At 64.9% G+C, this 23,381-nt stretch carries 33 protein-coding genes; 2 read left to right on the top strand and 31 right to left on the bottom strand.

Annotated elements, in window-relative coordinates; genetic code table 11:
• Nucleotides 1-21: 21 nt before the first annotated feature.
• The 4 genes from mutL to FHS47_RS01620 all read right to left on the bottom strand — a co-directional run bounded on the left by mutL (nt 22) and on the right by FHS47_RS01620 (nt 5,603).
• Nucleotides 22-1,860, bottom strand: a complete 1,839-nt coding sequence (gene mutL / locus FHS47_RS01635; protein WP_167022130.1) for a DNA mismatch repair endonuclease MutL — start codon at nt 1,858-1,860, stop codon at nt 22-24.
• A 71-nt stretch (nt 1,861-1,931) separates the two neighbouring features.
• A complete protein-coding gene (locus tag FHS47_RS01630; protein ID WP_167022128.1) occupies nt 1,932-3,518 on the bottom strand; it encodes an N-acetylmuramoyl-L-alanine amidase in 1,587 nt (528 codons plus the stop codon).
• Nucleotides 3,519-3,681: 163 nt separating this feature from the next.
• The gene (gene tsaE / locus FHS47_RS01625) at nt 3,682-4,134 is read right to left on the bottom strand and encodes a tRNA (adenosine(37)-N6)-threonylcarbamoyltransferase complex ATPase subunit type 1 TsaE (RefSeq protein WP_167022126.1); all 453 of its coding nucleotides are present in this window, start codon (nt 4,132-4,134) and stop codon (nt 3,682-3,684) included.
• Nucleotides 4,131-5,603 carry an NAD(P)H-hydrate dehydratase gene (locus FHS47_RS01620; RefSeq protein WP_167027513.1) on the bottom strand — a complete coding sequence of 491 codons (1,473 nt, stop codon included), beginning with the start codon at nt 5,601-5,603 and terminating at the stop codon, nt 4,131-4,133. Before FHS47_RS01620 ends, tsaE begins: the two co-directional genes overlap by 4 nt.
• Before the next feature lie 34 nt (nt 5,604-5,637).
• Here FHS47_RS01620 and queG point away from each other — a divergent pair, with 34 nt between their 5' ends.
• Nucleotides 5,638-6,708 (top strand): tRNA epoxyqueuosine(34) reductase QueG, encoded by a 1,071-nt coding sequence (queG, locus tag FHS47_RS01615; RefSeq protein WP_167022124.1) that lies wholly within the window; start codon nt 5,638-5,640, stop codon nt 6,706-6,708.
• Nucleotides 6,709-7,864: 1,156 nt separating this feature from the next.
• The gene (locus tag FHS47_RS01610; RefSeq protein WP_167022122.1) at nt 7,865-8,437 is read left to right on the top strand and encodes a hypothetical protein; all 573 of its coding nucleotides are present in this window, start codon (nt 7,865-7,867) and stop codon (nt 8,435-8,437) included.
• Nucleotides 8,438-8,533: 96 nt separating this feature from the next.
• Here the strand turns inward: FHS47_RS01610 and FHS47_RS01605 are convergent, their stop codons facing one another.
• From FHS47_RS01605 to rplD, 27 genes are all read right to left on the bottom strand, one after another.
• On the bottom strand, nt 8,534-9,907 hold the full coding sequence (locus FHS47_RS01605) for a 3-deoxy-7-phosphoheptulonate synthase class II (RefSeq protein ID WP_167022120.1): 1,374 nt from the start codon (nt 9,905-9,907) through the stop codon (nt 8,534-8,536).
• A gap of 42 nt (nt 9,908-9,949) precedes the next feature.
• Nucleotides 9,950-10,450, bottom strand: coding sequence for a disulfide bond formation protein B (locus FHS47_RS01600; protein ID WP_167022118.1), 501 nt, complete (start codon nt 10,448-10,450; stop codon nt 9,950-9,952).
• A 202-nt stretch (nt 10,451-10,652) separates the two neighbouring features.
• On the bottom strand, nt 10,653-11,036 hold the full coding sequence (gene rplQ, locus FHS47_RS01595; protein WP_167022117.1) for a 50S ribosomal protein L17: 384 nt from the start codon (nt 11,034-11,036) through the stop codon (nt 10,653-10,655).
• A gap of 210 nt (nt 11,037-11,246) precedes the next feature.
• Nucleotides 11,247-12,245 carry a DNA-directed RNA polymerase subunit alpha gene (rpoA, locus tag FHS47_RS01590; protein WP_167022115.1) on the bottom strand — a complete coding sequence of 333 codons (999 nt, stop codon included), beginning with the start codon at nt 12,243-12,245 and terminating at the stop codon, nt 11,247-11,249.
• Nucleotides 12,246-12,261: 16 nt separating this feature from the next.
• Nucleotides 12,262-12,888: a 30S ribosomal protein S4 gene (gene rpsD / locus FHS47_RS01585; protein WP_029213873.1), complete on the bottom strand. Its 627-nt coding sequence runs from the start codon at nt 12,886-12,888 to the stop codon at nt 12,262-12,264.
• Nucleotides 12,889-12,899: 11 nt separating this feature from the next.
• The gene (gene rpsK / locus FHS47_RS01580; RefSeq protein ID WP_007513384.1) at nt 12,900-13,286 is read right to left on the bottom strand and encodes a 30S ribosomal protein S11; all 387 of its coding nucleotides are present in this window, start codon (nt 13,284-13,286) and stop codon (nt 12,900-12,902) included.
• A gap of 12 nt (nt 13,287-13,298) precedes the next feature.
• The gene (gene rpsM, locus FHS47_RS01575) at nt 13,299-13,655 is read right to left on the bottom strand and encodes a 30S ribosomal protein S13 (protein WP_166699365.1); all 357 of its coding nucleotides are present in this window, start codon (nt 13,653-13,655) and stop codon (nt 13,299-13,301) included.
• Between the two features lie 125 nt (nt 13,656-13,780).
• Nucleotides 13,781-15,103: a preprotein translocase subunit SecY gene (gene secY, locus FHS47_RS01570; protein ID WP_167022113.1), complete on the bottom strand. Its 1,323-nt coding sequence runs from the start codon at nt 15,101-15,103 to the stop codon at nt 13,781-13,783.
• A 4-nt stretch (nt 15,104-15,107) separates the two neighbouring features.
• Nucleotides 15,108-15,539 (bottom strand): 50S ribosomal protein L15, encoded by a 432-nt coding sequence (gene rplO, locus FHS47_RS01565; protein ID WP_167022111.1) that lies wholly within the window; start codon nt 15,537-15,539, stop codon nt 15,108-15,110.
• Between the two features lie 5 nt (nt 15,540-15,544).
• A complete protein-coding gene (gene rpmD / locus FHS47_RS01560) occupies nt 15,545-15,748 on the bottom strand; it encodes a 50S ribosomal protein L30 (protein ID WP_166699368.1) in 204 nt (67 codons plus the stop codon).
• Entirely contained in the window at nt 15,741-16,250 is a 510-nt protein-coding gene (rpsE, locus tag FHS47_RS01555; RefSeq protein WP_072322784.1) for a 30S ribosomal protein S5, read from the bottom strand. Before rpsE ends, rpmD begins: the two co-directional genes overlap by 8 nt.
• Nucleotides 16,251-16,371: 121 nt before the next feature.
• Nucleotides 16,372-16,722, bottom strand: coding sequence for a 50S ribosomal protein L18 (rplR, locus tag FHS47_RS01550; RefSeq protein WP_167022109.1), 351 nt, complete (start codon nt 16,720-16,722; stop codon nt 16,372-16,374).
• A gap of 30 nt (nt 16,723-16,752) precedes the next feature.
• The gene (gene rplF / locus FHS47_RS01545) at nt 16,753-17,280 is read right to left on the bottom strand and encodes a 50S ribosomal protein L6 (protein ID WP_167022106.1); all 528 of its coding nucleotides are present in this window, start codon (nt 17,278-17,280) and stop codon (nt 16,753-16,755) included.
• Between the two features lie 11 nt (nt 17,281-17,291).
• Nucleotides 17,292-17,687 carry a 30S ribosomal protein S8 gene (gene rpsH, locus FHS47_RS01540; RefSeq protein ID WP_167022104.1) on the bottom strand — a complete coding sequence of 132 codons (396 nt, stop codon included), beginning with the start codon at nt 17,685-17,687 and terminating at the stop codon, nt 17,292-17,294.
• A gap of 127 nt (nt 17,688-17,814) precedes the next feature.
• Entirely contained in the window at nt 17,815-18,120 is a 306-nt protein-coding gene (rpsN, locus tag FHS47_RS01535; protein WP_167022102.1) for a 30S ribosomal protein S14, read from the bottom strand.
• A 10-nt stretch (nt 18,121-18,130) separates the two neighbouring features.
• Entirely contained in the window at nt 18,131-18,670 is a 540-nt protein-coding gene (gene rplE, locus FHS47_RS01530) for a 50S ribosomal protein L5 (protein ID WP_167022100.1), read from the bottom strand.
• A gap of 12 nt (nt 18,671-18,682) precedes the next feature.
• Nucleotides 18,683-18,994 carry a 50S ribosomal protein L24 gene (gene rplX, locus FHS47_RS01525; protein WP_072322778.1) on the bottom strand — a complete coding sequence of 104 codons (312 nt, stop codon included), beginning with the start codon at nt 18,992-18,994 and terminating at the stop codon, nt 18,683-18,685.
• Nucleotides 18,995-19,008: 14 nt separating this feature from the next.
• Nucleotides 19,009-19,377 carry a 50S ribosomal protein L14 gene (gene rplN / locus FHS47_RS01520; RefSeq protein ID WP_072322777.1) on the bottom strand — a complete coding sequence of 123 codons (369 nt, stop codon included), beginning with the start codon at nt 19,375-19,377 and terminating at the stop codon, nt 19,009-19,011.
• An 11-nt stretch (nt 19,378-19,388) separates the two neighbouring features.
• Nucleotides 19,389-19,649 (bottom strand): 30S ribosomal protein S17, encoded by a 261-nt coding sequence (gene rpsQ / locus FHS47_RS01515; protein WP_166699374.1) that lies wholly within the window; start codon nt 19,647-19,649, stop codon nt 19,389-19,391.
• Nucleotides 19,650-19,661: 12 nt separating this feature from the next.
• The gene (gene rpmC / locus FHS47_RS01510) at nt 19,662-19,847 is read right to left on the bottom strand and encodes a 50S ribosomal protein L29 (RefSeq protein WP_167022098.1); all 186 of its coding nucleotides are present in this window, start codon (nt 19,845-19,847) and stop codon (nt 19,662-19,664) included.
• Nucleotides 19,847-20,260 (bottom strand): 50S ribosomal protein L16, encoded by a 414-nt coding sequence (gene rplP, locus FHS47_RS01505; RefSeq protein WP_167022096.1) that lies wholly within the window; start codon nt 20,258-20,260, stop codon nt 19,847-19,849. Before rplP ends, rpmC begins: the two co-directional genes overlap by 1 nt.
• Nucleotides 20,261-20,271: 11 nt before the next feature.
• On the bottom strand, nt 20,272-21,006 hold the full coding sequence (gene rpsC, locus FHS47_RS01500) for a 30S ribosomal protein S3 (protein WP_166699377.1): 735 nt from the start codon (nt 21,004-21,006) through the stop codon (nt 20,272-20,274).
• A 15-nt stretch (nt 21,007-21,021) separates the two neighbouring features.
• A complete protein-coding gene (gene rplV, locus FHS47_RS01495; RefSeq protein ID WP_029213891.1) occupies nt 21,022-21,357 on the bottom strand; it encodes a 50S ribosomal protein L22 in 336 nt (111 codons plus the stop codon).
• Nucleotides 21,357-21,629: a 30S ribosomal protein S19 gene (gene rpsS, locus FHS47_RS01490; RefSeq protein WP_029213892.1), complete on the bottom strand. Its 273-nt coding sequence runs from the start codon at nt 21,627-21,629 to the stop codon at nt 21,357-21,359. The genes rplV and rpsS overlap by 1 nt, the downstream gene beginning before the upstream one ends.
• A gap of 12 nt (nt 21,630-21,641) precedes the next feature.
• Nucleotides 21,642-22,463, bottom strand: a complete 822-nt coding sequence (rplB, locus tag FHS47_RS01485) for a 50S ribosomal protein L2 (RefSeq protein ID WP_166699378.1) — start codon at nt 22,461-22,463, stop codon at nt 21,642-21,644.
• An 18-nt stretch (nt 22,464-22,481) separates the two neighbouring features.
• On the bottom strand, nt 22,482-22,775 hold the full coding sequence (rplW, locus tag FHS47_RS01480) for a 50S ribosomal protein L23 (protein ID WP_046967254.1): 294 nt from the start codon (nt 22,773-22,775) through the stop codon (nt 22,482-22,484).
• Nucleotides 22,772-23,374: a 50S ribosomal protein L4 gene (gene rplD, locus FHS47_RS01475; protein WP_167022094.1), complete on the bottom strand. Its 603-nt coding sequence runs from the start codon at nt 23,372-23,374 to the stop codon at nt 22,772-22,774. The genes rplW and rplD overlap by 4 nt, the downstream gene beginning before the upstream one ends.
• Nucleotides 23,375-23,381 lie beyond the last annotated feature (7 nt).

Here is a 23,381-nt window from a genome sequence, read left to right as displayed (position 1 = left end):
CGTGTGGCGCATCCATTCGCATCAACGCCCGCGCAGGAAGAGCTTGTCGAGTTCGCCCAGCGACAGTTGCACCCAGGTTGGTCGCCCGTGGTTGCATTGCCCCGAACGTTCCGTGGCTTCCATCTCTCGCAGCAGCGCGTTCATCTCGGGAATGCCCAGGCGCCGGCCGGCTCGCACGGACCCGTGACACGCCATCGTCGAAAGCAGTTCGTTTTCCAGTTCCTCGAGCCGGCGCGAACTTCCATGCTGCGCCAGTTCGCCGAGCACGTCGCGCGTGAGTTGCGCCACATCGGCCCCCTCAAGCAACGACGGAATGCGACGCACCACCACGGCACCCGGCCCGCTGCGGGAAAGTTCGAGACCCCACTCGCCCAGGGCGTCGGCATGCTCTTCGGCTGCGGCGGCCTCCTTCGCGCTCACCGCGATGGACAACGGCACCAGCAGCATCTGCGAGCGCAGATTGGCAGTGACACGTCCGTTCTTCAGCTTTTCGTAAGTGATGCGCTCGTGCGCGGCGTGCATGTCGACGAGCACGAGGCCATGCGCGTTCTCCGCCAGCACGTAGATGTTCTTCAGTTGCGCGATGGCGTAGCCGAGCGGCGGCACGTCTTCGTTCGCCTCGTTGCCCGCTGGCAAGGGCGCCGGCCGCGAGGCCGTCGACGCACCGAACAGCGTGGCGTAGTCGGCCAGCGGCTGGTCGCGCACGCCGAGGTTCAGCCGCGACTGACTGGCCTGCTGCGGCCATGCGGGCATCGCCGAAGACGAAGGCGACGGCGATGCGAGCGGACGGTGATCGATGAAAGCCCCTACTGCACCGGTGCCCACCGGCACGTCGATCTCGGCCGATGGCAAGGCGGCGCCCGCGCGCGTCTGCGCCAGCGCCTCGTGCAAGGTGCGGAAGAGGAAATCGTGGATCAGGCGTTGCTCGCGGAAGCGCACCTCGTTCTTCGCCGGATGCACATTGACATCGACACCTGCCGGATCGAGTTCCAGGAACAGGACGAATACCGGATGGCGCCCGTGGAACAGTACGTCCGCGTAGGCCTGGCGCACCGCATGGGCGACGATGCGATCGCGCACCAGGCGACCGTTGACGTAGAAATACTGCTGATCGGCCTGCGAACGCGACGCGGTGGGCAGCCCCACCCACCCGGAGAGACGCATGCCGGCCGCATCGTGCTCCACGCGCAGCGCCTGTCCGGGAAATTCCGGACCGAGCACCTCCGCGACGCGGGCCAACGCGGCGTTCTCGTCCCGCGCAGGCTTGAGCAGGCGCACAGGCTTGCCATTGTGGCTGAGGCGGATGTCCACGCCCTCGCGTGCCAGCGCCAGCGACTTCAGCAGGTCGTCGATATGCGCGAACTCCGTGCGTTCCGCGCGCAGGAACTTGCGCCGTGCAGGCACGTTGTAGAAAAGGTCGCGAACCTCGATCGTGGTTCCCTGCGGATGCTGGGCGGGCCGCACGTCCTGCATGCGGCCGCCGTCCACCTCGATGCGCCACGCGGAATCGTCGCCCGCCTGGCGCGACGTGAGCGAGAAGCGCGCCACGGAAGACACGGATGCGAGCGCCTCGCCACGGAAACCCATGCTCGATACACGCTCGAGATCGTCGAAGCTGCCGATCTTGCTGGTGGCATGCGAGGCCACCGCCAGCGGAAGTTCGTCGCGGGGAATGCCGCCCCCGTCGTCGCGCACGCGGATGAGCCGGACGCCGCCCTGCTCGATGTCGACCTCGATGCGGCGCGCACCGGCGTCGATGCTGTTCTCGACCAGTTCCTTCACCACCGAAGCGGGCCGCTCGATGACTTCGCCGGCGGCGATCTGGTTGATCAGTTCCGGCGGCAGGGGACGAATGGGCATGACGGCTTGACCTGACGGGCTTGCAAGCCCCGAAGGATAGCCGATGGCGGCGCTTGCCGCCCCAGGGGACATCAGCCGGAAGGAATGAGCATGACCGTGCCGACACGCACGGTGTTGTCGGTCATCTTGTTGGCGAGTTTCAGTGCGCCGACCGACACGCCGTACTGCTGTGCGATGCCGGTGAGGGTTTCGCCACGGTTGACGCGGTGCACGTCGCGAACGTTGTCGTCGGCACGGCCCCCGGCTTTCTTGCCCGTGGCGGACACGTCCGCCTTGGCGACGGCTGTCGGGGCGGCGGGCTTGGAAGCCCCGGCCTTCGCGGGCGCGGCGGCGTTGCCGGAGGACTTCGACGGCGCGGCATCGTTGCTGTCGTCGGACGAACGCGCGGCCGCCACGAGGGTACCGTTGCGACGGGCCGCCTGCGCGGCGAACCAGGTTCCCGGCGGCGGCATCGACTCGAAGTAATTGCGTACGCCGCCGAGCACCGCGGTGGCGAGCTGGCGGCGATGGTCTTCGTCGCGGAGCCGCTTTTCTTCCAGCGGATTCGTGATGAAAGCCGTCTCCACCAGGATCGACGGCACATCCGGCGACCGCAGCACGACGAAGTTGGCCCGCTCCACGTAACCGCGGTGCGTGGGCCCAAGACGGCCCAACGCCTTCAGCACGTTGCCGGCGATGGACTCACTGGCCTGCATGGCATAGCCCTGCTGGAGGTCGAGCAGCACGGCCGCCAGCGTGTCGTCCTTGTCGTCGAGCGACACACCGCCGACGAGGTCGGCACGGTTTTCCCGGTCAGCCAGCCAGCGCGCCGCCTCCGACGTCTTGCCGCGCGGCGAAAGCACCCAGACCGAAGAGCCCTTGGCATCGCTGTTCTTGAACGCATCGGCGTGGATGGACACGAACATGTCCGCGTTGTGCTCGCGCGCGATCTGGTAGCGGCGCTTCAGCGGAATGAAGTAGTCGCCGTTGCGGGTCAGCACGGCCTGCATGCCGGGCTGCCGGTTGATCTGGTCGGCCAGTTCGCGCGCCACCTGCAGGGTGACGTCCTTCTCGCGCAGCCCGGTCGCGCCGCGCGCGCCCGGATCTTCGCCGCCGTGGCCGGCGTCGATCGCCACCACCACCTTGCGCTCGGTGGCGAGCATGGGGGGCTTGCCAGGGGGAACCGTCTTCGTCCGGGTGTCACGCGCGGCAGCCGCCGCCACCTTGGCGACGCTGGGCGTGTCGTCGATGACCGGGTTGTCGCCCGGGTCGCTCTGCCCGCCGGGGTAGAGGTCCAGCACGAGGCGGTAGCCGTAATCGCCGGCCGGCTTCAGGAGGAAGCTCTTCGGCTTGGCGGCGGGATCGACCTTCGCCACCACGCGCGCCGTCGAGCCCTGCTTCGCGGTCGTCAGCGATTTATAGAGGCCCTGGCCGCCCGGTGCCGAGAAATTGCCGGCGACGGAACTGCCGGCGATGTCCAGCACCACGCTGCCCGGTGTGTCGCCGGCCGACATCTTGTAGCTGGCGGGTCCGGAAAGATCGAACACCACGCGCGTGTATTCGGGGCCCGCCCAGACACGGGCCGCATTGACGTCCGCGGCCGTCGAGCGGCCAGGCGTCAGCGTCGCGACGGCGGTCACGCACGCAAGAAGGCAGAATTTGATAGTGATTCCCCTCATACGGCCCGGATTGAACTGCAAGTGCCCGCTTAATGCAAGATATTTGCCTTGTTAATCCATAACCTGCGAACACTTCGTCAACAACCGTACAGGAATCGCCTGCAAATCGTCAGAAGCCGCGGCGGTGCTGTAGGCCGGAGCTGCCCACCGTATCCGCCTGTCCCTACAACTGGTTTATGAGGTGCTGGCCCGCCGAAGAACGCGGCTCAAAGCTTACGATCCGGCCACTGCCGTCGTGCCGGAAGCGGATCTCCAGGTCCACCGGGGGCAAGGCCCCCGTCCCGCGCTCCGGCCACTCCACCAGCACGATGGCGCCGGGCTCGGCCAGGCTGTCCAGCCCCAGCCATTCCAACTCGCCCGGATCGGCGATGCGATAGAGGTCGAGGTGGAAGGCCCGCCGGCCTTCGAGGTCGTAGCCCTCGATCAGGCTGTAGGTGGGGCTTTTCACCCGTTCGCCGACGCCCAGGGCGCGCAGGAAGGCGCGCGCGAAGGTGGTCTTGCCGGCGCCCAGATCGCCATGGAGGTAGACGACCAGACCACCCTGCAACAGTGAGGCCAGCTGCTGGCCCAGTGTTATGGTGGCCGCTTCGTCGGGGAGGGTCCGCTCGCGACTCATGCGTCCAGCCCGTTCACGAGCCGCCGCAACGGCTCGAGCAGGTCGCCTGCCAGCAAGCCGCGCTCGCCCGCTCTCGCCGCGACGTCGGCCGCGCGGGCATGCAGGGCCACGCCGAGGCACGCCCCGCGGTAGGGATCGCATCCCTGCCCCAGCAAGCCGGCAATGATGCCCGTGAGCGTGTCGCCCATGCCGCCACTGGCCATGCCCGGATTTCCCCAGGGACAGACGGACACTTCGCCGTCGGGCGACGCCACGAGACTGCCGTTGCCCTTCAGTACCACCACTGCGCGATGGCGCCGCGCCAGCTCACGTGCCGCGGCGAAACGGTCGGCCTGCACGGCGGCGGTTTCGATTCCGAGGAGCCGGCCTGCCTCCCCTGGGTGCGGCGTGAGCACCGCCTTCGCCGGGAGGCGCCGGGGTTCCGCATGCAAGAGGTTGAGGCCGTCGGCGTCGAGCACCGTCGGCAGGTCCATGTCCAGCGCCGTCGTCCACAGTGCATGGCCCCAGGCGCCCTGCCCAAGTCCGGGGCCCAGCGCGACGACGGAGGCCTTGTCCAGCATCGGTTGCAGCGCCTGCGGGCCGTTCACCGCGCGCGCCATCAATTCGGGGCGCGCCGCATTCATGGCCAGCACGTTCTGCTCGTGCGTGGCCACGCTCACGAGGCCCGCGCCCGAACGCAGTGCCGCTTCCGCCGCCATGCGTATGGCCCCGCCCGTGCCGTGGTCGCCGCCGATGGCGAGCACGTGGCCGTTCGCCCCCTTGTGCGAATCCCTCGGCCGCGGCGGCAGGCTGGAAGCCACCATCAGCCATGCATCCGGCGCTTCCAGCACCTCTCGCGGAAGATCCAGCGACTGCAGTTCCACCTCGCCCGCCAGTTCGGCGCGATGGGTATGCAGGCCACGCTTGTGCACGATGAAGGTGGCAGTGGCCGACGCGCGCACCGCCACGCCGGGACAGGCACCCGTGTCGGCGGACAAGCCGGAAGGCACGTCGAGAGCGAGCACGGGAACGCCGCTGGCGTTGATCGCTTCGATGGCCTCCCGCGCTTCCCCCTCGGGGGCACGATCGAAGCCGGTGCCGAACAGGGCATCGACCACCACGTCCGCCGGCGACAGCCCCGGCCAGGCCGACAACGGATGCACCGTGCCGCCCAGCGCCTCGAAGGCGGCACGGGCGCTGACGGCGTCCGCGCCGCGCGGTGGGCCCAGCGCCACCGCGTCCACCGCCAGGCCGTTGGCCAAGGCGTCGCGAGCCACGAGGTAGCCGTCGCCGCCATTGTTTCCCGTGCCACACACGACGCGCAGGTGGCGCGCCTCAGGCCAGCGCCGACGCAGCATGGCGAAGGCCGCCGCGGCGGCGCGCGTCATCAGCTCGAAGCCCGGAATACCGAGCCCGTCGATGGCGCGCCGGTCGATCGCGCGCGCCTGGGCGGATGTGAAGAGGGCGATGTCCAGATCGAAGTCGGTCATCGGCCGATTATAGGAGGCCCGGTAGAATGGCGGCATGCCAGTTTCCACCGCCATCGACTATGCCGCCCTCGCCGTCGACATCAAGCGCTGGGCGAGCGAACTCGGCTTCGCCGACACCGGCATCGCCGACACCGACCTCGGCAACGACGAGGCGCACCTGGAAAGCTGGCTCGCGGAAGGCCATCACGGCGAGATGGATTACATGGCGCGCCACGGCACCCGCCGCAGTCGCCCGGCCGAACTCGAACCCGGCACACTTCGCGTCATCTCCGTGCGTATGGACTACGTGCCGCCCGGCATGCCGAACGCGTGGGACGTCATCAACGACGGCGAAAAAGCGTACGTGGCGCGCTACGCATTGGGCCGCGATTACCACAAGGTCATGCGCAATCGTCTGCAAAAACTCGCGGCGCGCATCCAGGAGCGCATCGGCGACTTCAGCTATCGCGCCTATGTCGATTCGGCCCCCGTGCTCGAAAAAGCCATCGCGCGCAATGCGGGACTCGGCTGGATCGGCAAGCACACCGTACTCATCAACAAGCGCGCGGGTTCCTACTTCTTCCTCGGCGAGCTGTACACCGACCTCCCCCTACCCGTCGACGCGCCCGCAAGCGCCCATTGCGGCAGTTGCCGACGCTGCATCGACATCTGCCCCACCCAGGCCATCGTCGCGCCCTATCGCCTCGACGCGCGCCGCTGCATCTCTTACCTCACCATCGAACTGAAAGGCAGCATCCCGGTGGAACTGCGCGAGCCGATGGGCAACCGCGTGTTCGGCTGCGACGACTGCCAGCTGATCTGCCCGTGGAACAAGTTCGCGCAGGAAGCGACGGAGCCCGACTTCGCTCCGCGCCACAGCCTCGATGGCCCGAAGCTCGTCGAACTGTTCGCATGGAGCGAAGAGGAGTTCCTTTCCCGCACCGAGGGCATGGCCATCCGGCGTACGGGCTACGAGGGGTGGCTGCGCAATCTCGCCGTCGGGCTAGGCAATGCGCCGGCGAGCGAAGAAGTGCTCGCCGCGCTGCGTGCTCGGGTGGATCATCCGTCGGCGATGGTGAGGGAGCATGTTTTGTGGGCGCTGGCTCGGCACGGCGCTTTGCGCTGACATATCGTGCGAATAGCAGGCTCGGCTTACGCCATCGCGTTGGGCTATGCGTGGCGGAAGGGAGCCGCCGGGCGCCATTTTTGTCGCTAAGTCCTCGTCCGGCCTTCGCCTCCCTGCGGAATCGCTCCAAAAACGACGCCCGGCGGCTCCTCCCGAACGTGACGTGGGTCGAAGGAAAGCAAAGCGCCGGCTCCCGTATCCGGCCACGGCTAACGATGCCCTCGTAGGAGCGCGCCCTGCGCGCGACATGTTTTGAGGCAGTGACCCCAAGCTTGGGGACTGGCCCGACTAGCTGTCGCGCGCAGGGCGCGCTCCTACGGGGATGCCGAGTTGGCCCGTGCCCGCAAATGGAAGATTAAAAGTACTATCGGAGGCGAGAGCCTGCCGGATCCCTTCGTGATCCGCTCATGCCAGCGACCAGAGGACGAGCGCGATTGCTTCGGCTTTCTCCGCACGCCGCCGCAACGGCGGTAGGAGTCGGCGGATGTCGTTTTTAGAGCGATTCCGCACGGAGGCGAAGGCCGGAGGAGGACTTAGCGAGAAAAACGGCAGCCGCCGACTCCCGCCACCACCTGCGAACACCACTTCGATGGCGATAGCTGAGCCCATCGCGACGGGCATAGCAGACCGCGCTGGAGCGTGAGCCCGTCGGCAAGCGATGAAATCATTGCTGCGCTCAATGCGCAGGCTGATCATCCGTCGCCAATGGTCGGCGAACATGTTGCGTGGGCTAAGGAAAAGCAACTGTGTCGGACACGCTAAAAGCTCAGTTCTTCGCCGCGGGGAGCATTCCGGTGGAGCGCAAAGCATGTATCCGACGAAACGCCTCCGCAGGGCGTTTCGCGCGAACGACACCCCTGCCTGAGCATTCTCGGCAAATACGATGAGTTCCAGGGCCAGGCAGCCTGCGCCCCGGACCGTGGAGAAATCCGAATAGCAACGGGGCATAGTTCATCTTGTCGGAGTCTCGTTCCCGTCGACGCCATACTTCTGCCGAATACGTATCAACGCTGACAATCAAGAGCCTAAACTCAAGTCAATACCGTAGCCCCGACAGCAAAAAAAGCTTCCGCAATTCTCAAGCGAAACGGTAAGGCGCAAGTGCGCACGGATGCCGCATCGTTCGAGCGATCACCCACCTGTCTTGGAGGCTATCATGTCCGCACAACGCGTCCTACGAACCATGTTCAGATCGCACGTGTCGCTCGTTCTCGCGGCGATGCTGGTTCTGGTCGCCGCCGTGGCGCCATCGTCAACCGCGGCACAGAGCATCCTTCCCGTCGTCACTTGCACCGGGAGCCACGCGGCAACCTGGTCCCCTGGCGTCACCAACACCACGGCACTCCATGCCGTCGACACGGAAACGGGTTGGAGTTGCACACAGTTGATTGCAGCGCCCCTGCTCACCAGCGCATCGTCGCAGGAGCATTTCGAGGCGCCGTTCAACTGCAACAATCTGTTCTCGACCACGCCCATAACGTGGACCATTCACTGGAGCGACAATGGTGGCGCAGCGACCAGCGCATTCACCTTTAGCGCGACAGCCTTGCCGGTCAGCGGCAACCTCGTGATAACGGCGCCGGGCACGATCACGGCCGGCCGCTATGCCGGTCGAAGCGCCACCGCTACCTTCACCTTGCTCAACCTCGGCGCTACCTTGAATGCGCAATGCAGTTCGGCGACCGGTGTAACCAACGCCAGCGGACCATCGACGCTCTTGATTCTCTGAGCGGCATGGCGCCGGCTCGCATCGAGGGCCGTCCAAGCCCAGCGCGGCGGACCGCGTGGAGCATGAGGAGCCCGCCTCAACGGCGGGCTCTCCAGGTCAGACCATACCGCCCGACTTCCGCACGATCAGCATTGCCAGTTCGAGCGACTGCTCGTAGTTAAGGCGAGGATCGACCATCGACTTGTACGCCCGGTCGAGGTCCTGCTCCACGAGTCCGCGGGCACCGCCGAGGCATTCCGTGACGTTCTCGCCCGTAAGTTCCAGGTGCACGCCGCCAAGGCGCGTGCCGGCGGCGGCGTGGATGTCGAACGCCTGGTCGAGTTCGCCCGCGATGTTCGCGAACCGGCGGGTCTTGTATCCGTTGCTCGTGCTCTCGGTGTTGCCGTGCATCGGATCGGCCACCCACAACACGCGACGGCCTTCCCGCTTCACCGCTTCCAGGAGCGGTTGCAGCTGCGTGGCGATCTTGTCGTTGCCCATGCGGTGGATCAGCGTCAGACGGCCCGGTTCCTCGTTCGGATTGAGCACGTCGATGAGACGCAGCAGATCGTCCGCCTGGACCGTCGGGCCCACTTTCACGGCGATCGGATTGCGGATGCCGCGGAAGTATTCCGTGTGCGCGCCGTCGAGCGCAGCCGTGCGCATGCCGATCCACGGGAAATGCGTGGACAGGTTGAACCAGCCGTCCTGACGCGGCACCTGGCGCGTGAGCGCTTCCTCGTAATGCAGCAGCAGGGCTTCGTGCGAGGTGTAGAAGTCCACCCGCGAGTAGCTGGAGATGGACTGGCCCGCCAGCGTTTCCATGAAGCGCAGCGAATCGCCGATGCTGGCCACCATGCGCCTGTATTCGGCCGCGAGCGGCGAATGCTCCACCCATGCCAGATCCCAGTATTCGGGATGGTGCAGGTCGGCAAAGCCGCCATCGATCAGCGCACGGACGAAGTTCATCGTCATGGCCGAGCGGGCGTGCGCCTTGATGAGGCGCTGCGGATCGGCGCGGCGCGCCTGTGCCGTGAACTCCGGACTGTTTACCAGGTCGCCGCGGAACGCGGGGAGGGTCACGCCGTCGCGCGTTTCCGTGTCGGCCGAACGCGGCTTGGCATACTGACCGGCGAAGCGCCCCACGCGCAGTACCGGCTTCTTCAGGCCGTGCACGAGCACCAGGCTCATCTGCAGTAGAACCTTCAACCGGTTCGAGATGATCGGACTGCTGCAATCGGCGAAGCTCTCCGCGCAGTCGCCGCCCTGAAGCAGGAACCGCTCACCCTCCTGGGCCTCGGCGATACGCTGCTTCAGCGCCAGGATCTCCCAGGAGGTGACCAGCGGCGGTAGCTCGCCAAGTTGTTCGAGGGAGCGGGAGAGCTCCGCGGCGTCCTCGTACGTGGGCTGCTGCAGGGCGGTCCTCGACCGCCACGATCCCGGCGTCCAGTCGAGCGACGGCGGAGTTACGGCTTTGAGGGAGTGTTGCATGTCGGTACTGCCTGCGTGGATGCGCCTGCACGGCGCGGGAATTCAACGAACGGAACGGCGAACGGCGAGAAACGCCCAGACGATGAGCACGACGAACCAGAGCAAGGTCCAGCCGGGCATGGGCACGCCGAGAATCGGCTCGACCTTCGCGCACTCGCCGGAGCCGGTGAAAGCGAGCTTCAGCATCTTCGTAAACGGGAAGGCGTCGAAGAGGTATCCGAGGCCCGGGCCGCACGCCGGCACCTGATCGGACGGGAGCGACTGGAGCCACAGATGGCGGCCCGCCGTGGCGATACCCCATAGTCCGCCAAGCGCCACCAGCGCAGCGTAGACGACGCGTGTAGCCGTGCCCCGGGGAGCGTGCAACCCGCCGATAAGGAAGAACAAACCCATGACGCACACGGCGATGCGCTGGAAGATGCAAAGCGGGCACGGATCGAGGTGCATGACGTACTGCGCGTAGAGTGCGAACGCCATGAGGCCTACGCAGACGACAAAGCCGGCGAGGTAACGCGTGCGGAACGACCAGGTGCGAGGGCTCATGCGAACGATGCTGCGATGCGGGACACCCACGTTAACGCTTTGTCGAGGGAGTTGTAAGTCCTTGGGCGCAGTTACGTTTGCAACTGTTGGGGACGGCCTGCGGACGCGGGACGAAAGACATGGGTGGAGCCCGGGCCATCCCAAGAACGAAAAAACCCGGCAGGTCGCCCTGCCGGGTTCTATTCGATCGAATGACCGACGCTTACTCGGCGTCGACGGCCTCGGCCTTGGCCGGACGGTCGACCAGCTCGACGTACGCCATCGGAGCGTTGTCGCCCGGGCGGAAGCCGCACTTCAGGATGCGCAGGTAGCCGCCGGGACGCTCACGGTAACGCGAGCCGAGCTCGAACAGCTTGCCCACGGCTTCCTTGTCGCGCAGGCGCGAGAAAGCGAGGCGGCGGTTGGCGACGCCGTCGGTCTTGGCGAGCGTGATGAGCGGCTCGGCGACGCGACGAAGTTCCTTCGCCTTGGGAAGGGTGGTGCGAATCAGCTCGTGCTTGATCAGCGACGAAGCCATGTTCTTGAACATCGCTTCGCGGTGGCTGCTCGTGCGGTTGAGCTTGCGACCGGATTTCTGGTGGCGCATGGCGTTTACTCTCTAAGGTCTGTTGTTATGAAAAACCGGCCAGGATGATCCGGTTTCCCGCGGTTACCCGCTTTTCGAGGCTGTAAGAACGCCCCGTTATAAGAGCACGGCCTCTGCGGACCGTTCTGGTGCTCCGGAGGAAATACCCGTGGTATCCGCCGGTTGGAACAAAGGAGCGGGGCGATCGAAGAACGATCGCCCCGTGAAACATCAGCCCAACTGCATGCCGTGGGACAGGCCCGGCGGCGGCCAGTTTTCGAGCTTCATGCCGAGCGCAAGACCACGCCCACCAAGAACGTCCTTGATTTCCGTGAGCGACTTCTTGCCCAGGTTCGGCGTCTTCAGCAGCTCGACCTCGGTCTTCTGGACCAGGTCGCCGATGTAGTAGATGCTTTCCGCCTTGAGGCAGTTCGCCGAACGGACCGTCAGTTCGAGGTCATCGATCGGACGGAGCAGCAGCGGATCGAAACCGCCCTTCTCCGCCTTGGTCGAATCGCTCTCGCGACGCGAGAAATCACCGAAGACCGACAGCTGGTCATTGATGATCTCGGCAGCCTTGCGGACCGCGTCTTCAGCGCCGATGGTGCCGTTCGTCTCGATGTCGAGCACGAGCTTGTCGAGGTTGGTGCGCTGCTCGACACGAGCCGCGTCCACTTCGTAAGCCACGCGCAGGACCGGCGCAAACGAGGCGTCGAGCTGCAGACGGCCGATCGGCCGGGTCTCGTCGTCCGGATGCTGACGCGCGCTGGCCGGCTGGTAGCCGACGCCGCGACGCACCTTCAGACGCATGTTGAGGGCCACATCCTTGGTGAGGTGGCAGATCACATGTTCCGGGTTGACGATTTCGACGGAGTGGTCGACCGCGATGTCGCCCGCGGTAACCACGCCCTTGCCCTTCTTCGACAGCGTCAGGGTGACTTCGTCACCGGTGTGCTGGCGGATGGCGACGTCTTTCAGGTTCAGCAGGACTTCGATCACGTCCTCCTGCAGACCTTCGAGGGTGGTGTACTCGTGCAGCACGCCGTCGATTTCGACCTCGACGATGGCGCTGCCCGGGATCGAAGAGAGCAGCACGCGACGCAGCGCGTTGCCCAGGGTGTGGCCAAAGCCACGCTCGAGCGGCTCGACTACCACCTTCGCGCGGTTCGCTCCAAGCTGCTCGACGCTGAGGCCACGAGGCCGCAGCACACTAGTTGACGAAACTGCCATGCAAGGCTCCGGTGGATTACTTCGAGTAAAGCTCGACGATCAGGGCTTCGTTGATATCGGCCGGGAGATCGCCACGATCCGGGACGGCCTTGAACGTACCCGCGAACTTCTTGCTGTCGACCTCGACCCACGACGGACGCAGGTCCATCGTGTCGTAGATGGTCGCCGCTTCCTGCACGCGCAGCTGCGTGCGGGCCTTCTCGGTCAGCGAGACCTCGTCGCCCGGACGGACGTGATAGGAAGGCACGTTGACCTTCTTACCATTGACCGTGACGGACTTGTGGGCCACGAGCTGGCGAGCCTGGGCGCGGGTGACCGCGAAACCCATGCGGTAGACAACATTGTCGAGACGGCTTTCCAGCAGGCGCAGCAGGTTTTCACCCGTGTTGCCCTTCTGGGTCGAAGCCTTGGTGTAGTAGTTGCTGAACTGACGCTCAAGCACGCCGTAGATGCGCTTGACCTTCTGCTTCTCACGCAGCTGAACGGCGTAGTCCGACAGACGGGCGCGCTTGTTGGCGCCATGCTGACCGGGCTTGTTTTCGAGCTTGCACTTGGAATCAAGCGCGCGAGCCGGGCTCTTCAGACCGAGGTCGGCACCCTCACGACGCGCCAGCTTGCAGGTAGCTCCACGATAACGGGCCATGGTTATGCTCCTTAGACGCGACGCTTCTTGGGGGGACGGCAGCCGTTATGCGGAATCGGCGTGACGTCGATAATGTTGAGCACCTTGTAGCCCAACGCGTTCAGAGAGCGCACGGCCGACTCGCGGCCCGGGCCGGGGCCCTTGATGCGCACTTCCACGGTCTTCACACCGTAGTCGCCGGCAGCGCGGCCGGCCTTTTCGGCGGCAACCTGGGCAGCGAACGGGGTGGACTTGCGGGAACCGCGGAAACCCGCGCCGCCAGCCGTCGCCCACGACAGGGCATTGCCCTGGCGGTCGGTGATCGTGACGATGGTGTTGTTGAAAGAAGCCTGCACGTGGGCCACGGCATCCGTGACGACGCGCTTGATCTTCTTCTTGGTCTTAACCGGCTTAGCCATAATCGGTATCCGTTACTTCTTGATCGGACGACGCGGACCCTTGCGGGTACGGGCGTTGGTACGCGTGCGCTGGCCGCGCACCGGCAGGCCGCGACGATGGCGCAGGCCACGGTAGCAGCCGAGGTCCATGAGACGCTTGACCGCCATGCCGATTTCGCGGCGGAGGTCGCCCTCGACCGTGTACTTGGCGACTTCGGCGCGAATCTTCTCGACCTCGCCTTCGCTCAGCGACTTGATCGGGGTGGTTGCGACCACGCCCGCGTCGACGCAGACCTTCTTGGCCCGCGACCGGCCGATTCCGTAAATGCTCTGCAAACCAACCCAGACATGCTTCTGGACCGGCAAATTGACACCCGCGATGCGCGCCATGATGTACTGTCTCCGATGCGTTTCGTGCGCGGTAAACGCGCAATTCTAACCGTTATTAACCTAAACTGGAAGTCCTGCGGGGCTTGACACCCCGCGGCCTCCCCGTGTGGGGCCTCCACCGCGTCTCAGCTGCGGCGGAGATTCGACTTCTTGAGCAGACTCTCGTACTGGTGGCTGACGAGATGGGCCTGGACCTGAGCCGTGAAGTCCATCACCACCACCACCACGATCAGCAGCGACGTGCCGCCGAAATAGAACGGAACGTGCCAGGCGTTCTGCATGAACGTGGGCACCAGGCAGACCAGGACGATGTAAATCGCGCCAACGCCGGTAAGCCGGGTCATGACGCCATCGATGTAGTCCGCCGTGGCCCGCCCCGGGCGGATGCCCGGAATCAGCGCGCCCGAACGCTTGAGGTTATCGGCCGTTTCCTGCGAGTTGAACACGATCGCCGTATAGAAGAAGGCGAACCCGATCACCAGCACCGCGAACACGATGTCGTGGACCGGCTCACCCGGGCTCAGCGCCGTGGTCAGCCATTGCAGCCAGCGGGACTGGTGGGCGGAGCCGAACCAGGTCGCCGCGGTCGCGGGGAAGAGCAGCAGACTGGTCGCGAAGATCGGCGGAATGACGCCCGCCATGTTGATCTTCAGCGGCAGGTGCGAGGTCTGGCGCTGGAACTGACGCTGGCTGCCCTGCTTCGCGTAGTTCACGGTAATGCGCCGCTGGGCGCGCTCCATGAACACCACGAACGCCGTCACCGCCAGGATCACCACCAGCACCATCAGCAGCTTCAGGACCGACAGCTCACCGTTGTTCGCCATGCTCAGCGTGTGAACGATGGCGGCCGGCAGGCCTGCGACGATGCCCGCGAAGATCAGCATCGAGATACCGTTGCCGATACCGCGTTCGGTGATCTGCTCGCCCAGCCACATCAGGAACATGGTGCCGGCGGTGAGGCCGACGACCGATGCCAGGACGAAGCCGGCACCCGGCATGTAAACCACCGGCGCGCCGCCAGCGGCAACCTGCTTCTGCAGGGCCACGGCGATGCCGAAAGCCTGGAATGCCGCGAGCCCGACCGTTCCGAAGCGCGTGTACGTGGTCATCTTGCGACGACCCGCCTCGCCTTCCTTGCGCAGAGCCTGGAGCGACGGAATGACCGAGCCCATCATCTGCACCACGATCGACGCCGAAATGTACGGCACCACACCGAGAGCGAATACCGAGAAGCGGGACAGCGAGCCGCCCGAGAACATGTTGACCATGTTCAGCAGACCGCCACCGCCCTCGACCAGGCTCGTCATCGCCTCGGGGTTCACGCCCGGAACGGGAATGAACGAACCGAGGCGGAAGACGATCAGCGCACCAATAAGGAAAAAGATGCGCTGACGCAGTTCCGTCAGTTTGCCCAGCGAGCCGAGCGTTGTGCCCTGCGCTGCAGCCACCTGATTACTCCACGCTGCCGCCGGCGGCTTCGATAGCCGCCTTGGCGCCGGCCGTCGCAAGCACGCCCTGGAGCTTCACGGCGCGAGTGATCTCGCCCTTCAGCACCACCTTGACCTTCTTGGCGCGGCTGGACACGAGGCCAGCAGCGTGCAGGGCGATCAGGTCGATCGTGTCGGCCTGGACCGAGGCCAGCTGGTAGAGCATGACCTGCTCCGTGTCGGCCTTCTTCAGCGAGCGGAAGCCGACCTTCGGCAGGCGACGCTGCAGCGGCATCTGGCCGCCTTCGAAACCGACGCGATGCGTGTTGCCGGCGCGGGCGTGCTGACCCTTGTGACCACGGCCGGCCGTCTTGCCGAGACCGGAGCCGATACCGCGAGCGACGCGGGTACGGGTCTTGCGGGCGCCCTTGCCGGGCTTGATGTCGTTAAGACGCATGATGCTTACTCCTCGACCCGGACCAGGTAATAGACCGTGTTGATGAGGCCACGGACCTGGGGGCTATCCTTCAGTTCGCGCACATCGTTGAGCTTGTTCAGGCCAAGGGCCTTGACGCTCAGACGATGACGACCCTGTACGCCGCGCAGACCCTTCACCAGGCGCACGCGCACGGTGCCGGCGGCAGCGGTTTCGTTCTTCTTAGCCATTGCCCAGCACCTCTTCGATCGTCTTGCCACGCTTGGCGGCGATGCGCTTCGGCGAGGCGACGGCCTGCAGACCCTTGATCGTCGCGCGGACGAGGTTGATCGGGTTGCGCGAGCCGACGGCCTTCGCAAGGACGTTCTTCACGCCGACCACTTCGAGCACGGCGCGCATGGCACCGCCGGCGATGACGCCGGTACCCTCGGAAGCGGGCTGCATGAAGACACGGGCCGCACCGTGGTTGGCCTTGATGGCGTACCACAGCGTGCCGTTGTTCAGTTCGATGCTCACCATGTTGCGACGGGCGCGTTCCATGGCCTTGGAAATGGCGACCGGCACTTCACGGGCCTTGCCATAACCGAAACCGACGCGACCCTCGCCGTCGCCGACCACGGTCAGCGCGGTGAAGCTCATCTGGCGGCCACCCTTGACGGTCTTGGCCACGCGGTTGACGGCGATAAGCTTTTCAAGCATGCCGTCCGAATTTTCGCGATCTGTCGAGGACATCTCTTTTCTCTGTCGGCCCGGATGATCCGGGACTTCTGTTTACGGCTCGGTCGCCGCTTGGAGTTGTAGTTACATCGGGCGGCACCGGCCCCGAAAGGCCGATGCCGTGGCCTGACGCCTCTTAGAACTTGAGGCCGGCCTCACGCGCCGCGTCGGCAAGAGCCTTGATGCGACCGTGATAACGGAAACCCGAGCGATCGAACGCGACGGCCTCGATGCCGGCGGCCTTGGCGCGCTCGGCGACGATACGGCCCACGGTGGTGGCGGCCTCGACGTTCTTCTTGCTCTTGAGGCCTTCGGCCACCGACTTCTGCACGGTCGAGGCAGCTGCCACGACGGTGCCGTTCGGCGCGAAGACCTGGGCGTAGATGTGCTGACCGGTGCGATGCACGCTCAGGCGGGCGACGGCGAGCTCACGGATGTGGGCGCGGGTCGACTTGGCGCGGCGCAGGCGGGATTGGTTCTTGTTCATCGTCTCGTCTCCAGGAAGCGGATAGGCCGATTAGGCCTTCTTGGCTTCCTTCAGGATGATCGTCTCGCCGGCGTAGCGGACACCCTTGCCCTTGTAGGGCTCCGGTGAACGGAACGCGCGGATCTTGGCTGCCACCTGGCCCACGAGCTGCTTGTCGGCGCCCTTGATCAGGACTTCCGTCTGCGTCGGAACTTCGATGGTGATGCCTTCCGGCGCGTCGAAGACGACCGGGTGCGAATAACCCAGCGACAGGTTGACGGACTTGCCGGTGAGCTGGGCGCGGTAACCCACGCCGACGAGCTCGAGCTTCTTCTCGAAGCCGTTGGCAACGCCATGAACCATGTTGGCGACGATGGCGCGGGCGGTACCGCCGAACTTGTCGTCGGCGCCGTCGGCCAGGACGATGTTCACCACACCGTTTTCCTGCTGGAACGAAACGCCCGGCAGTTCATGGGTGGTCAGGGTGCCCTTCGGGCCCTTGACGGTGACGGTGCCGTTGGCGACCGAGAGTTCGACGCCCTTGGCGAGGGTGATGGGCTTCTTGGCTACACGTGACATGTCGGGACTCCTTACGCCACCTGGCCGATGACTTCGCCGCCCAGACCCTTCGCACGGGCCTGCGCGTCGGTCAGGAGACCGGCGGAAGTCGAGATGATCGAAATACCCAGGCCGCCAAGGACCTTCGGCAGCTCGTCCTTGCCGCGGTAAACGCGGAGACCGGAACGGCTGACACGGGAGATGGTCTCGATGGCCGGACGGCCTTCGAAATACTTCAGCTTGATCTCGAGGACCGGCTTACCCGCTTCGTCAGCGGTACGGGCGTCGAGGATATAGCCTTCGTTCTGCAGAAGCTTGGCAACTGCCAGCTTCATCTTCGACGACGGCATACGGACAACCGGCTTGCCAGACGCCTGGCCATTGCGGATGCGCGTAAACAGATCGGCGATGGGATCAGTCATGCTCATAAGAAAACCCTTGAGAGTGCACCGATATCCGAATTACCGGAAATCTTGAATTGTAAAGCCGACAATCGTCGGTCTGCATTGCGCAGACCGACGACTATAACAGCTTGACCCGCCGTTGGCGAGTTTTTTACCAGCTAGCCTTGCGCAGGCCCGGCACGTCGCCACGCATGGTGGCTTCGCGGAGCTTGTTGCGACCCAGGCCGAACTTGCTGTAGACGCCACGCGGGCGGCCAGTCAGGGCGCAGCGGTTACGCTGGCGGGCCGGGCTGGCATCGCGCGGAAGCTTCTGCAGCTTGGTCTGGGCTTCCATCTTCTCGTCGTACGAGGCGGTGGCGCTCAGGACGATCGCCTTCAGTTCGGCGCGCTTGGCGGCGTACTTCTTGACGAGCTTGGAGCGCTTGAGGTCGCGCTCGATCATCGAGGTCTTGGCCATGTTCTACCTATCAGTTGCGGAACGGGAAGCTGAAGGCTTCCAGCAGCGCCTTGGCTTCTTCGTCGGTCTTGGCGGTGGTGGTGATGGAGATATCCATGCCACGCAGCGCGTCGACCTGATCGAAGTCGATTTCCGGGAAGATGATCTGTTCCTTGATGCCGAAGTTGTAATTACCACGGCCATCGAAGGCACGGCCCGAGACACCACGGAAGTCGCGCGTACGCGGCAGCGAGATGTTGATCAGGCGGTCCAGGAATTCCCACATCTGGGCACGACGAAGCGTGACCTTGCAACCGATCGGCCAACCGTCGCGGATCTTGAACGAAGCGACCGACACGCGGGCCTTCGTCGTGATCGGCTTCTGGCCGGCGATCTTGGTCATGTCGGCGACCGCGTTCTCGAGGATCTTCTTGTTACCGGCGGCTTCGCCGACGCCCATGTTGAGCGTGATCTTCGTGATGCGCGGAACTTCCATGACGTTCTGGTAACCGAAGCGCTCAGTGAGCTTCTTCATTACCGACTCTTTGTAAAACGTTTCAAGGCGGGTCATGACTTCGGTTCCTTACGCGTCGACCACTTCGCCCGAACGGAACACGCGCACCTTGCGCCCGTCCTCGAGCGTCTTGGTGCCCACGCGCTCGCCCTTGTTCGAGGCGGAGTTGAAGAGCTGGACATTGGAGATATGGATCGAGGCCTCACGCTCGACGATCCCGCCCGGCTGGTTGGCCTGGGGGTTCGGCTTGGTGTGGCGCTTGACCAGGTTCACGTTCGAGACGACCACGCGGTCGCCATCGACGCGCAGCACGTCGCCGCGCTGGCCCTTGTTCTTGCCGGTGATGACGACGACGTTATCACCCTTGCGGATACGGTTCATGGTCTGGCCTCCGCTCAGAGCACTTCGGGCGCGAGCGAGACGATCTTCATGAACTTCTCGCTGCGCAGCTCGCGGGTAACCGGCCCGAAGATACGGGTGCCGATCGGCTCGAGCTTGTTGTTGAGGAGCACGGCCGCGTTTCCGTCGAAACGGATCAGCGAACCGTCGGCGCGGCGCACACCCTTGGCGGTACGGACCACCACGGCGTTGTACACCTCACCCTTCTTGACCTTGCCGCGGGGAATGGCGTCCTTGACGGTCACCTTGATGACATCGCCGACGCTGGCATAACGGCGCTTCGAGCCGCCCAGCACCTTGATGCACATCAGTTCCTTCGCGCCGCTGTTGTCCGCCGCGGAAAGCGTGCTTTGCATCTGAATCATCGCAGCTCTCCTTAAACTTCAGCGCGCGTGACGATTTCGACCACGCGGTGATGCTTGGTCTTCGACAGCGGGCGGCACTCCGCGATGCGGACCACGTCACCCTCGTTCGCACCGGTTTCGTCGTGTGCGTGGAGCTTCGTGGAGCGGCGGATGATCTTGCCGAGCAGCGGGTGCTGCACCTGGCGCTCGATCAGCACCGTGACCGTGTTGGCCATCTTGTTGCTGATGACGCGGCCTTCGAGGGTACGCGCCGTTTTCTGGTTATCGCTCATATCAGCCGTCCCTTACTTCTTCGCGCCGAGCACGAACTTCGTGCGGGCGATGTCGCGCCGAACGCGGCGCAGCTGGTGCGGCTGGGTGAGCTGGCCGGAGCCCTTCTGCATGCGCAGATTGAACTGCTCCTTGCGAAGGTCCAGCAGATGCTGATTCAGCTCTTCCGCCGACTTGTCTTTGATTTCTTTGATGGCCATTACATCACCGCCCTGGACACGAACTGGGTCTGGACCGAGAGCTTGGCCGCGGCCAGGCGCATGGCCTCGCGTGCGGTTGCCTCGTCGACACCTTCGATTTCATAAAGCATGCGGCCCGGCTGGATCAGAGCCACCCAGAACTCGACGCCACCCTTACCGGCACCCATGCGGACTTCGATGGGCTTGCGGGTGATCGGCTTGTCCGGGAACACGCGGATCCAGAGCTTGCCGCCACGCTTCACGTAGCGCGTGATGCAACGACGGGCCGCTTCGATCTGACGCGCGGTCAGCTGACCGTGCGTCGTCGCCTTGAGGCCGTACTCGCCAAAGCTCACGAGATTGGAGTTGAATGCCAGACCGTCGTTACGGCCCTTATGCATCTTACGGAACTTGGTACGCTTCGGTTGCAACATGGCAACGCTCCTTACTTGGCAGAGCGCTCGCCGCGCTCACGGCGGTTTTCACCACCTTCGCGACGCGACGACTGCTGAGGCTGCTGTTCTTCCTTCGACTCGGCCGTGGCGGCCGCCAGATCGAAGATCTCGCCCTTGTAGACCCACACCTTGACACCGATGATGCCGTACTGGGTCTTGGCCTCGGCGGTGCCGTAGTCGATGTCCGCACGCAGCGTGTGCAGCGGAACGCGACCTTCGCGAGCCCACTCGGAGCGCGCGATCTCGGCACCGTTCAGACGGCCGGAGACGTTGATCTTGATGCCGAGGGCACCGAGGCGCATCGCGTTGCCGACCGAGCGCTTCATGGCGCGGCGGAACATGATGCGACGCTCGAGCTGCTGGGCGATCGATTCGGCGACGAGCTGGGCGTCGAGTTCCGGCTTGCGGACTTCGCTGACGTTGATGTGCGTCGGAACGCCCATCATGTCGGTGACTTCCTTGCGCAGCTTCTCGATGTCCTCACCCTTCTTGCCGATCACCACGCCCGGACGGGCGGTGTGGATCGTGACACGGGCGGTCTTGGCCGGGCGCTCGATCTGGATCTTCGAGATACCGGCGGCGGCGAGCTTCTTGCGCAGCATCTCGCGGACCTTGAGGTCGGCAGCGAGGTACTGGGCGTACTCACCCTTGTTGGCGTACCACTTCGAGTTCCAGTCCTTGGCAATGCCGAGGCGGATACCGGTGGGATGAACTTTATGACCCATCGTTTCTTACCCCAGTCAGTTGCCGACAACCACAGTGATGTGGCTGGTGCGCTTCAGGATGCGCGAGCCGCGGCCTTTGGCGCGGGCGTACATGCGCTTCATCGCCGGACCTTCGTCGACGAAGATGCGGGCCACCTTGAGCTCGTCGACGTCGGCGCCGAGGTTGTTCTCGGCGTTGGCGACGGCGGAGAGCAGCACCTTGCGGACAAGGTGCGCGGCCTTCTTGTTGGTAAAGGCGAGCACGTCGCTGGCTCGGCCCACGGGCATGCCGCGGACCAGGTCAGCCACCAGGCGTGCCTTCTGCGCCGAGATGCGGGCGCTGCGCAGGATCGCTTTGGCTTCGGTGCTCATCACTTGCCCTTCTTGTCGCCGGCGTGGCCCTTGTACGTGCGGGTCACCGCGAACTCGCCGAGCTTGTGCCCGACCATGTTCTCGTTGATCAACACAGGCACGTGCTGGCGGCCGTTGTGGATGGCGATGGTCAGACCGACCATCTCCGGCAGGATCATCGAGCGACGCGACCAGGTCTTGATCGGACGCTTGTTGTTGGCGGAAACGGCGGCTTCCACCTTCTTTACGAGGTGCAGGTCAACGAACGGACCTTTCTTTAGAGAGCGCGGCATGATCGTTTCCTATTACTTGCGACGACGCACGATGAACTGCTGGGTGCGCTTGTTGTTGCGCGTCTTGTAACCCTTGGTCGGCGTGCCCCACGGGCTGACCGGATGACGGCCGCCGGAGGTACGGCCTTCACCACCGCCATGCGGATGGTCGACCGGGTTCATGACCACGCCGCGGACGGTCGGGCGGATGCCCTTCCAACGCTTGGCGCCGGCCTTGCCGAGCTTGCGCAGGCTGTGCTCGGAGTTGCCCACTTCACCGATGGTGGCGCGGCACTCGACCGGCACGCGGCGCATTTCGCCGGAGCGGAGACGCAGCGTGGCGTAGCCCTGCTCGCGGGCCACCAGTTGGACCGAGGCACCGGCGGAACGCGCGATCTGCGCACCCTTGCCCGGCTTCATCTCGATGCAGTGGATGGTGGAACCGACCGGGATCGAACGAAGCGGCAGGCAGTTGCCCGGCTTGATCGGGGAGTCGGAACCCGACACGAGACGGTCGCCCACCGCCACGCCCTTCGGCGCGATGATGTAGCGGCGCTCGCCGTCGGCGTAGCACAGCAGCGCGATGTGCGCGGTGCGGTTCGGATCGTATTCCAGACGCTCGACAACGGCGGCGATGCCTTCCTTGTCGCGCTTGAAATCGATGATGCGGTAAGCCTGCTTGTGACCGCCGCCGCGATGACGCGTGGTGATGCGACCGAAGTGGTTACGGCCGCCGGTCTTCGCCTGCGATTCGGTCAGGGGCGCGTACGGTGCGCCCTTGTGCAGACCTTCGGTCCGCACGCTGACTGCGTCGCGGCGGCCCGGGGAGGTCGGCTTGTGAGTGATCAGTGCCATCTCAATTCAACTCCTGGCTCAGGCCTTGGCCGACACGTCGATCGTGTGACCGTCGGCGAGGCGCACGTAGGCCTTACGCTTGCCCTGGCGGTTGCCAGTGCGGAAGCGGAACGACTTGACCTTGCCCTTCGTGTTCACGAGGTTCACGTCCACGACCTTGACGTCGAAGAGGTGTTCCACCGCAGCGCGGACATCGGCCTTGGTCGCCTCGGGCGCCACGACGAAAACGTACTGGTTGTTCTCAGCAAGGCGAGCCGACTTCTCGGAGATGTGCGGCGCGCGAAGCGTGTTGAGCGTGCGTTCGGTGCTCATGCGAGCCACTCCTCGACCTTCTTGACCGCGTCCACCGTCATGACGACGTAGTCGCTGCCGACCAGGCTGACCGGATTGAGGGCCAGCACGTCGACGACGTGGATGTACGGAATGTTGCGTGCGGACAGGTAGAGCGCCTCGGTGGAGTCTTCCGACACCAGCAGCACACGACCCTTGACTTCGAGCTCGGCCAGCTTGGCGATCATGCCCTTGGTGCTGGGCTTGTCGATCGACAGCTCGGAGACGACCTTCAGGCGATCCTGACGGTTCAGCTCGGCGATGATCGAACGGATCGCAACGCGGTAGGCCTTGCGGTTGACCTTCTGCTCGAAGCTGCGCGGCTTGGCCGCGAACGTCACACCGCCGCCGACGAAGATCGGGGCACGGTAGTCGCCGTGACGGGCGCCGCCGCCCTTCTGCTTCTTGAACTTCTTCGTGGTACCCGACAGTTCACCGCGCGACAGCTGCGCCTTGGTGCCTGCACGGCCGCCCGCCTGGTAGGCGGTAACAACCTGGTGCACGAGGGCCTTCTTGTACTCGCCGCCGAACACGTCGTCCGACACGGTGAGCGACTTGGCGCCAATAACGTTAAGTTCCATGGCGTCT

Origin of the sequence: Luteibacter sp. SG786, assembly GCF_011759605.1 — a bacterium.
In the GTDB taxonomy this organism is placed as follows: Bacteria; Pseudomonadota; Gammaproteobacteria; order Xanthomonadales; family Rhodanobacteraceae; genus Luteibacter.
This window is presented reverse-complemented; position numbering and strand designations above follow the sequence as displayed.

Coding starts and splice junctions, on each gene's coding strand:
- mutL (WP_167022130.1), bottom strand. CDS start 1,860: ATGCCCATTCGTCCCCTGCCGCCGGAACTGATCAACCAGATCGCCGCC.
- FHS47_RS01630 (WP_167022128.1), bottom strand. CDS start 3,518: ATGAGGGGAATCACTATCAAATTCTGCCTTCTTGCGTGCGTGACCGCC.
- tsaE (WP_167022126.1), bottom strand. CDS start 4,134: ATGAGTCGCGAGCGGACCCTCCCCGACGAAGCGGCCACCATAACACTG.
- FHS47_RS01620 (WP_167027513.1), bottom strand. CDS start 5,603: ATGACCGACTTCGATCTGGACATCGCCCTCTTCACATCCGCCCAGGCG.
- queG (WP_167022124.1), top strand. CDS start 5,638: ATGCCAGTTTCCACCGCCATCGACTATGCCGCCCTCGCCGTCGACATC.
- FHS47_RS01610 (WP_167022122.1), top strand. CDS start 7,865: ATGTCCGCACAACGCGTCCTACGAACCATGTTCAGATCGCACGTGTCG.
- FHS47_RS01605 (WP_167022120.1), bottom strand. CDS start 9,907: ATGCAACACTCCCTCAAAGCCGTAACTCCGCCGTCGCTCGACTGGACG.
- FHS47_RS01600 (WP_167022118.1), bottom strand. CDS start 10,450: ATGAGCCCTCGCACCTGGTCGTTCCGCACGCGTTACCTCGCCGGCTTT.
- rplQ (WP_167022117.1), bottom strand. CDS start 11,036: ATGCGCCACCAGAAATCCGGTCGCAAGCTCAACCGCACGAGCAGCCAC.
- rpoA (WP_167022115.1), bottom strand. CDS start 12,245: ATGGCAGTTTCGTCAACTAGTGTGCTGCGGCCTCGTGGCCTCAGCGTC.
- rpsD (WP_029213873.1), bottom strand. CDS start 12,888: ATGGCCCGTTATCGTGGAGCTACCTGCAAGCTGGCGCGTCGTGAGGGT.
- rpsK (WP_007513384.1), bottom strand. CDS start 13,286: ATGGCTAAGCCGGTTAAGACCAAGAAGAAGATCAAGCGCGTCGTCACG.
- rpsM (WP_166699365.1), bottom strand. CDS start 13,655: ATGGCGCGCATCGCGGGTGTCAATTTGCCGGTCCAGAAGCATGTCTGG.
- rplO (WP_167022111.1), bottom strand. CDS start 15,539: ATGCGTCTTAACGACATCAAGCCCGGCAAGGGCGCCCGCAAGACCCGT.
- rpmD (WP_166699368.1), bottom strand. CDS start 15,748: ATGGCTAAGAAGAACGAAACCGCTGCCGCCGGCACCGTGCGCGTGCGC.
- rpsE (WP_072322784.1), bottom strand. CDS start 16,250: ATGTCCTCGACAGATCGCGAAAATTCGGACGGCATGCTTGAAAAGCTT.
- rplR (WP_167022109.1), bottom strand. CDS start 16,722: ATGAACAAGAACCAATCCCGCCTGCGCCGCGCCAAGTCGACCCGCGCC.
- rplF (WP_167022106.1), bottom strand. CDS start 17,280: ATGTCACGTGTAGCCAAGAAGCCCATCACCCTCGCCAAGGGCGTCGAA.
- rpsH (WP_167022104.1), bottom strand. CDS start 17,687: ATGAGCATGACTGATCCCATCGCCGATCTGTTTACGCGCATCCGCAAT.
- rpsN (WP_167022102.1), bottom strand. CDS start 18,120: ATGGCCAAGACCTCGATGATCGAGCGCGACCTCAAGCGCTCCAAGCTC.
- rplE (WP_167022100.1), bottom strand. CDS start 18,670: ATGACCCGCCTTGAAACGTTTTACAAAGAGTCGGTAATGAAGAAGCTC.
- rplX (WP_072322778.1), bottom strand. CDS start 18,994: ATGAACCGTATCCGCAAGGGTGATAACGTCGTCGTCATCACCGGCAAG.
- rplN (WP_072322777.1), bottom strand. CDS start 19,377: ATGATTCAGATGCAAAGCACGCTTTCCGCGGCGGACAACAGCGGCGCG.
- rpsQ (WP_166699374.1), bottom strand. CDS start 19,649: ATGAGCGATAACCAGAAAACGGCGCGTACCCTCGAAGGCCGCGTCATC.
- rpmC (WP_167022098.1), bottom strand. CDS start 19,847: ATGGCCATCAAAGAAATCAAAGACAAGTCGGCGGAAGAGCTGAATCAG.
- rplP (WP_167022096.1), bottom strand. CDS start 20,260: ATGTTGCAACCGAAGCGTACCAAGTTCCGTAAGATGCATAAGGGCCGT.
- rpsC (WP_166699377.1), bottom strand. CDS start 21,006: ATGGGTCATAAAGTTCATCCCACCGGTATCCGCCTCGGCATTGCCAAG.
- rplV (WP_029213891.1), bottom strand. CDS start 21,357: ATGAGCACCGAAGCCAAAGCGATCCTGCGCAGCGCCCGCATCTCGGCG.
- rpsS (WP_029213892.1), bottom strand. CDS start 21,629: ATGCCGCGCTCTCTAAAGAAAGGTCCGTTCGTTGACCTGCACCTCGTA.
- rplB (WP_166699378.1), bottom strand. CDS start 22,463: ATGGCACTGATCACTCACAAGCCGACCTCCCCGGGCCGCCGCGACGCA.
- rplW (WP_046967254.1), bottom strand. CDS start 22,775: ATGAGCACCGAACGCACGCTCAACACGCTTCGCGCGCCGCACATCTCC.
- rplD (WP_167022094.1), bottom strand. CDS start 23,374: ATGGAACTTAACGTTATTGGCGCCAAGTCGCTCACCGTGTCGGACGAC.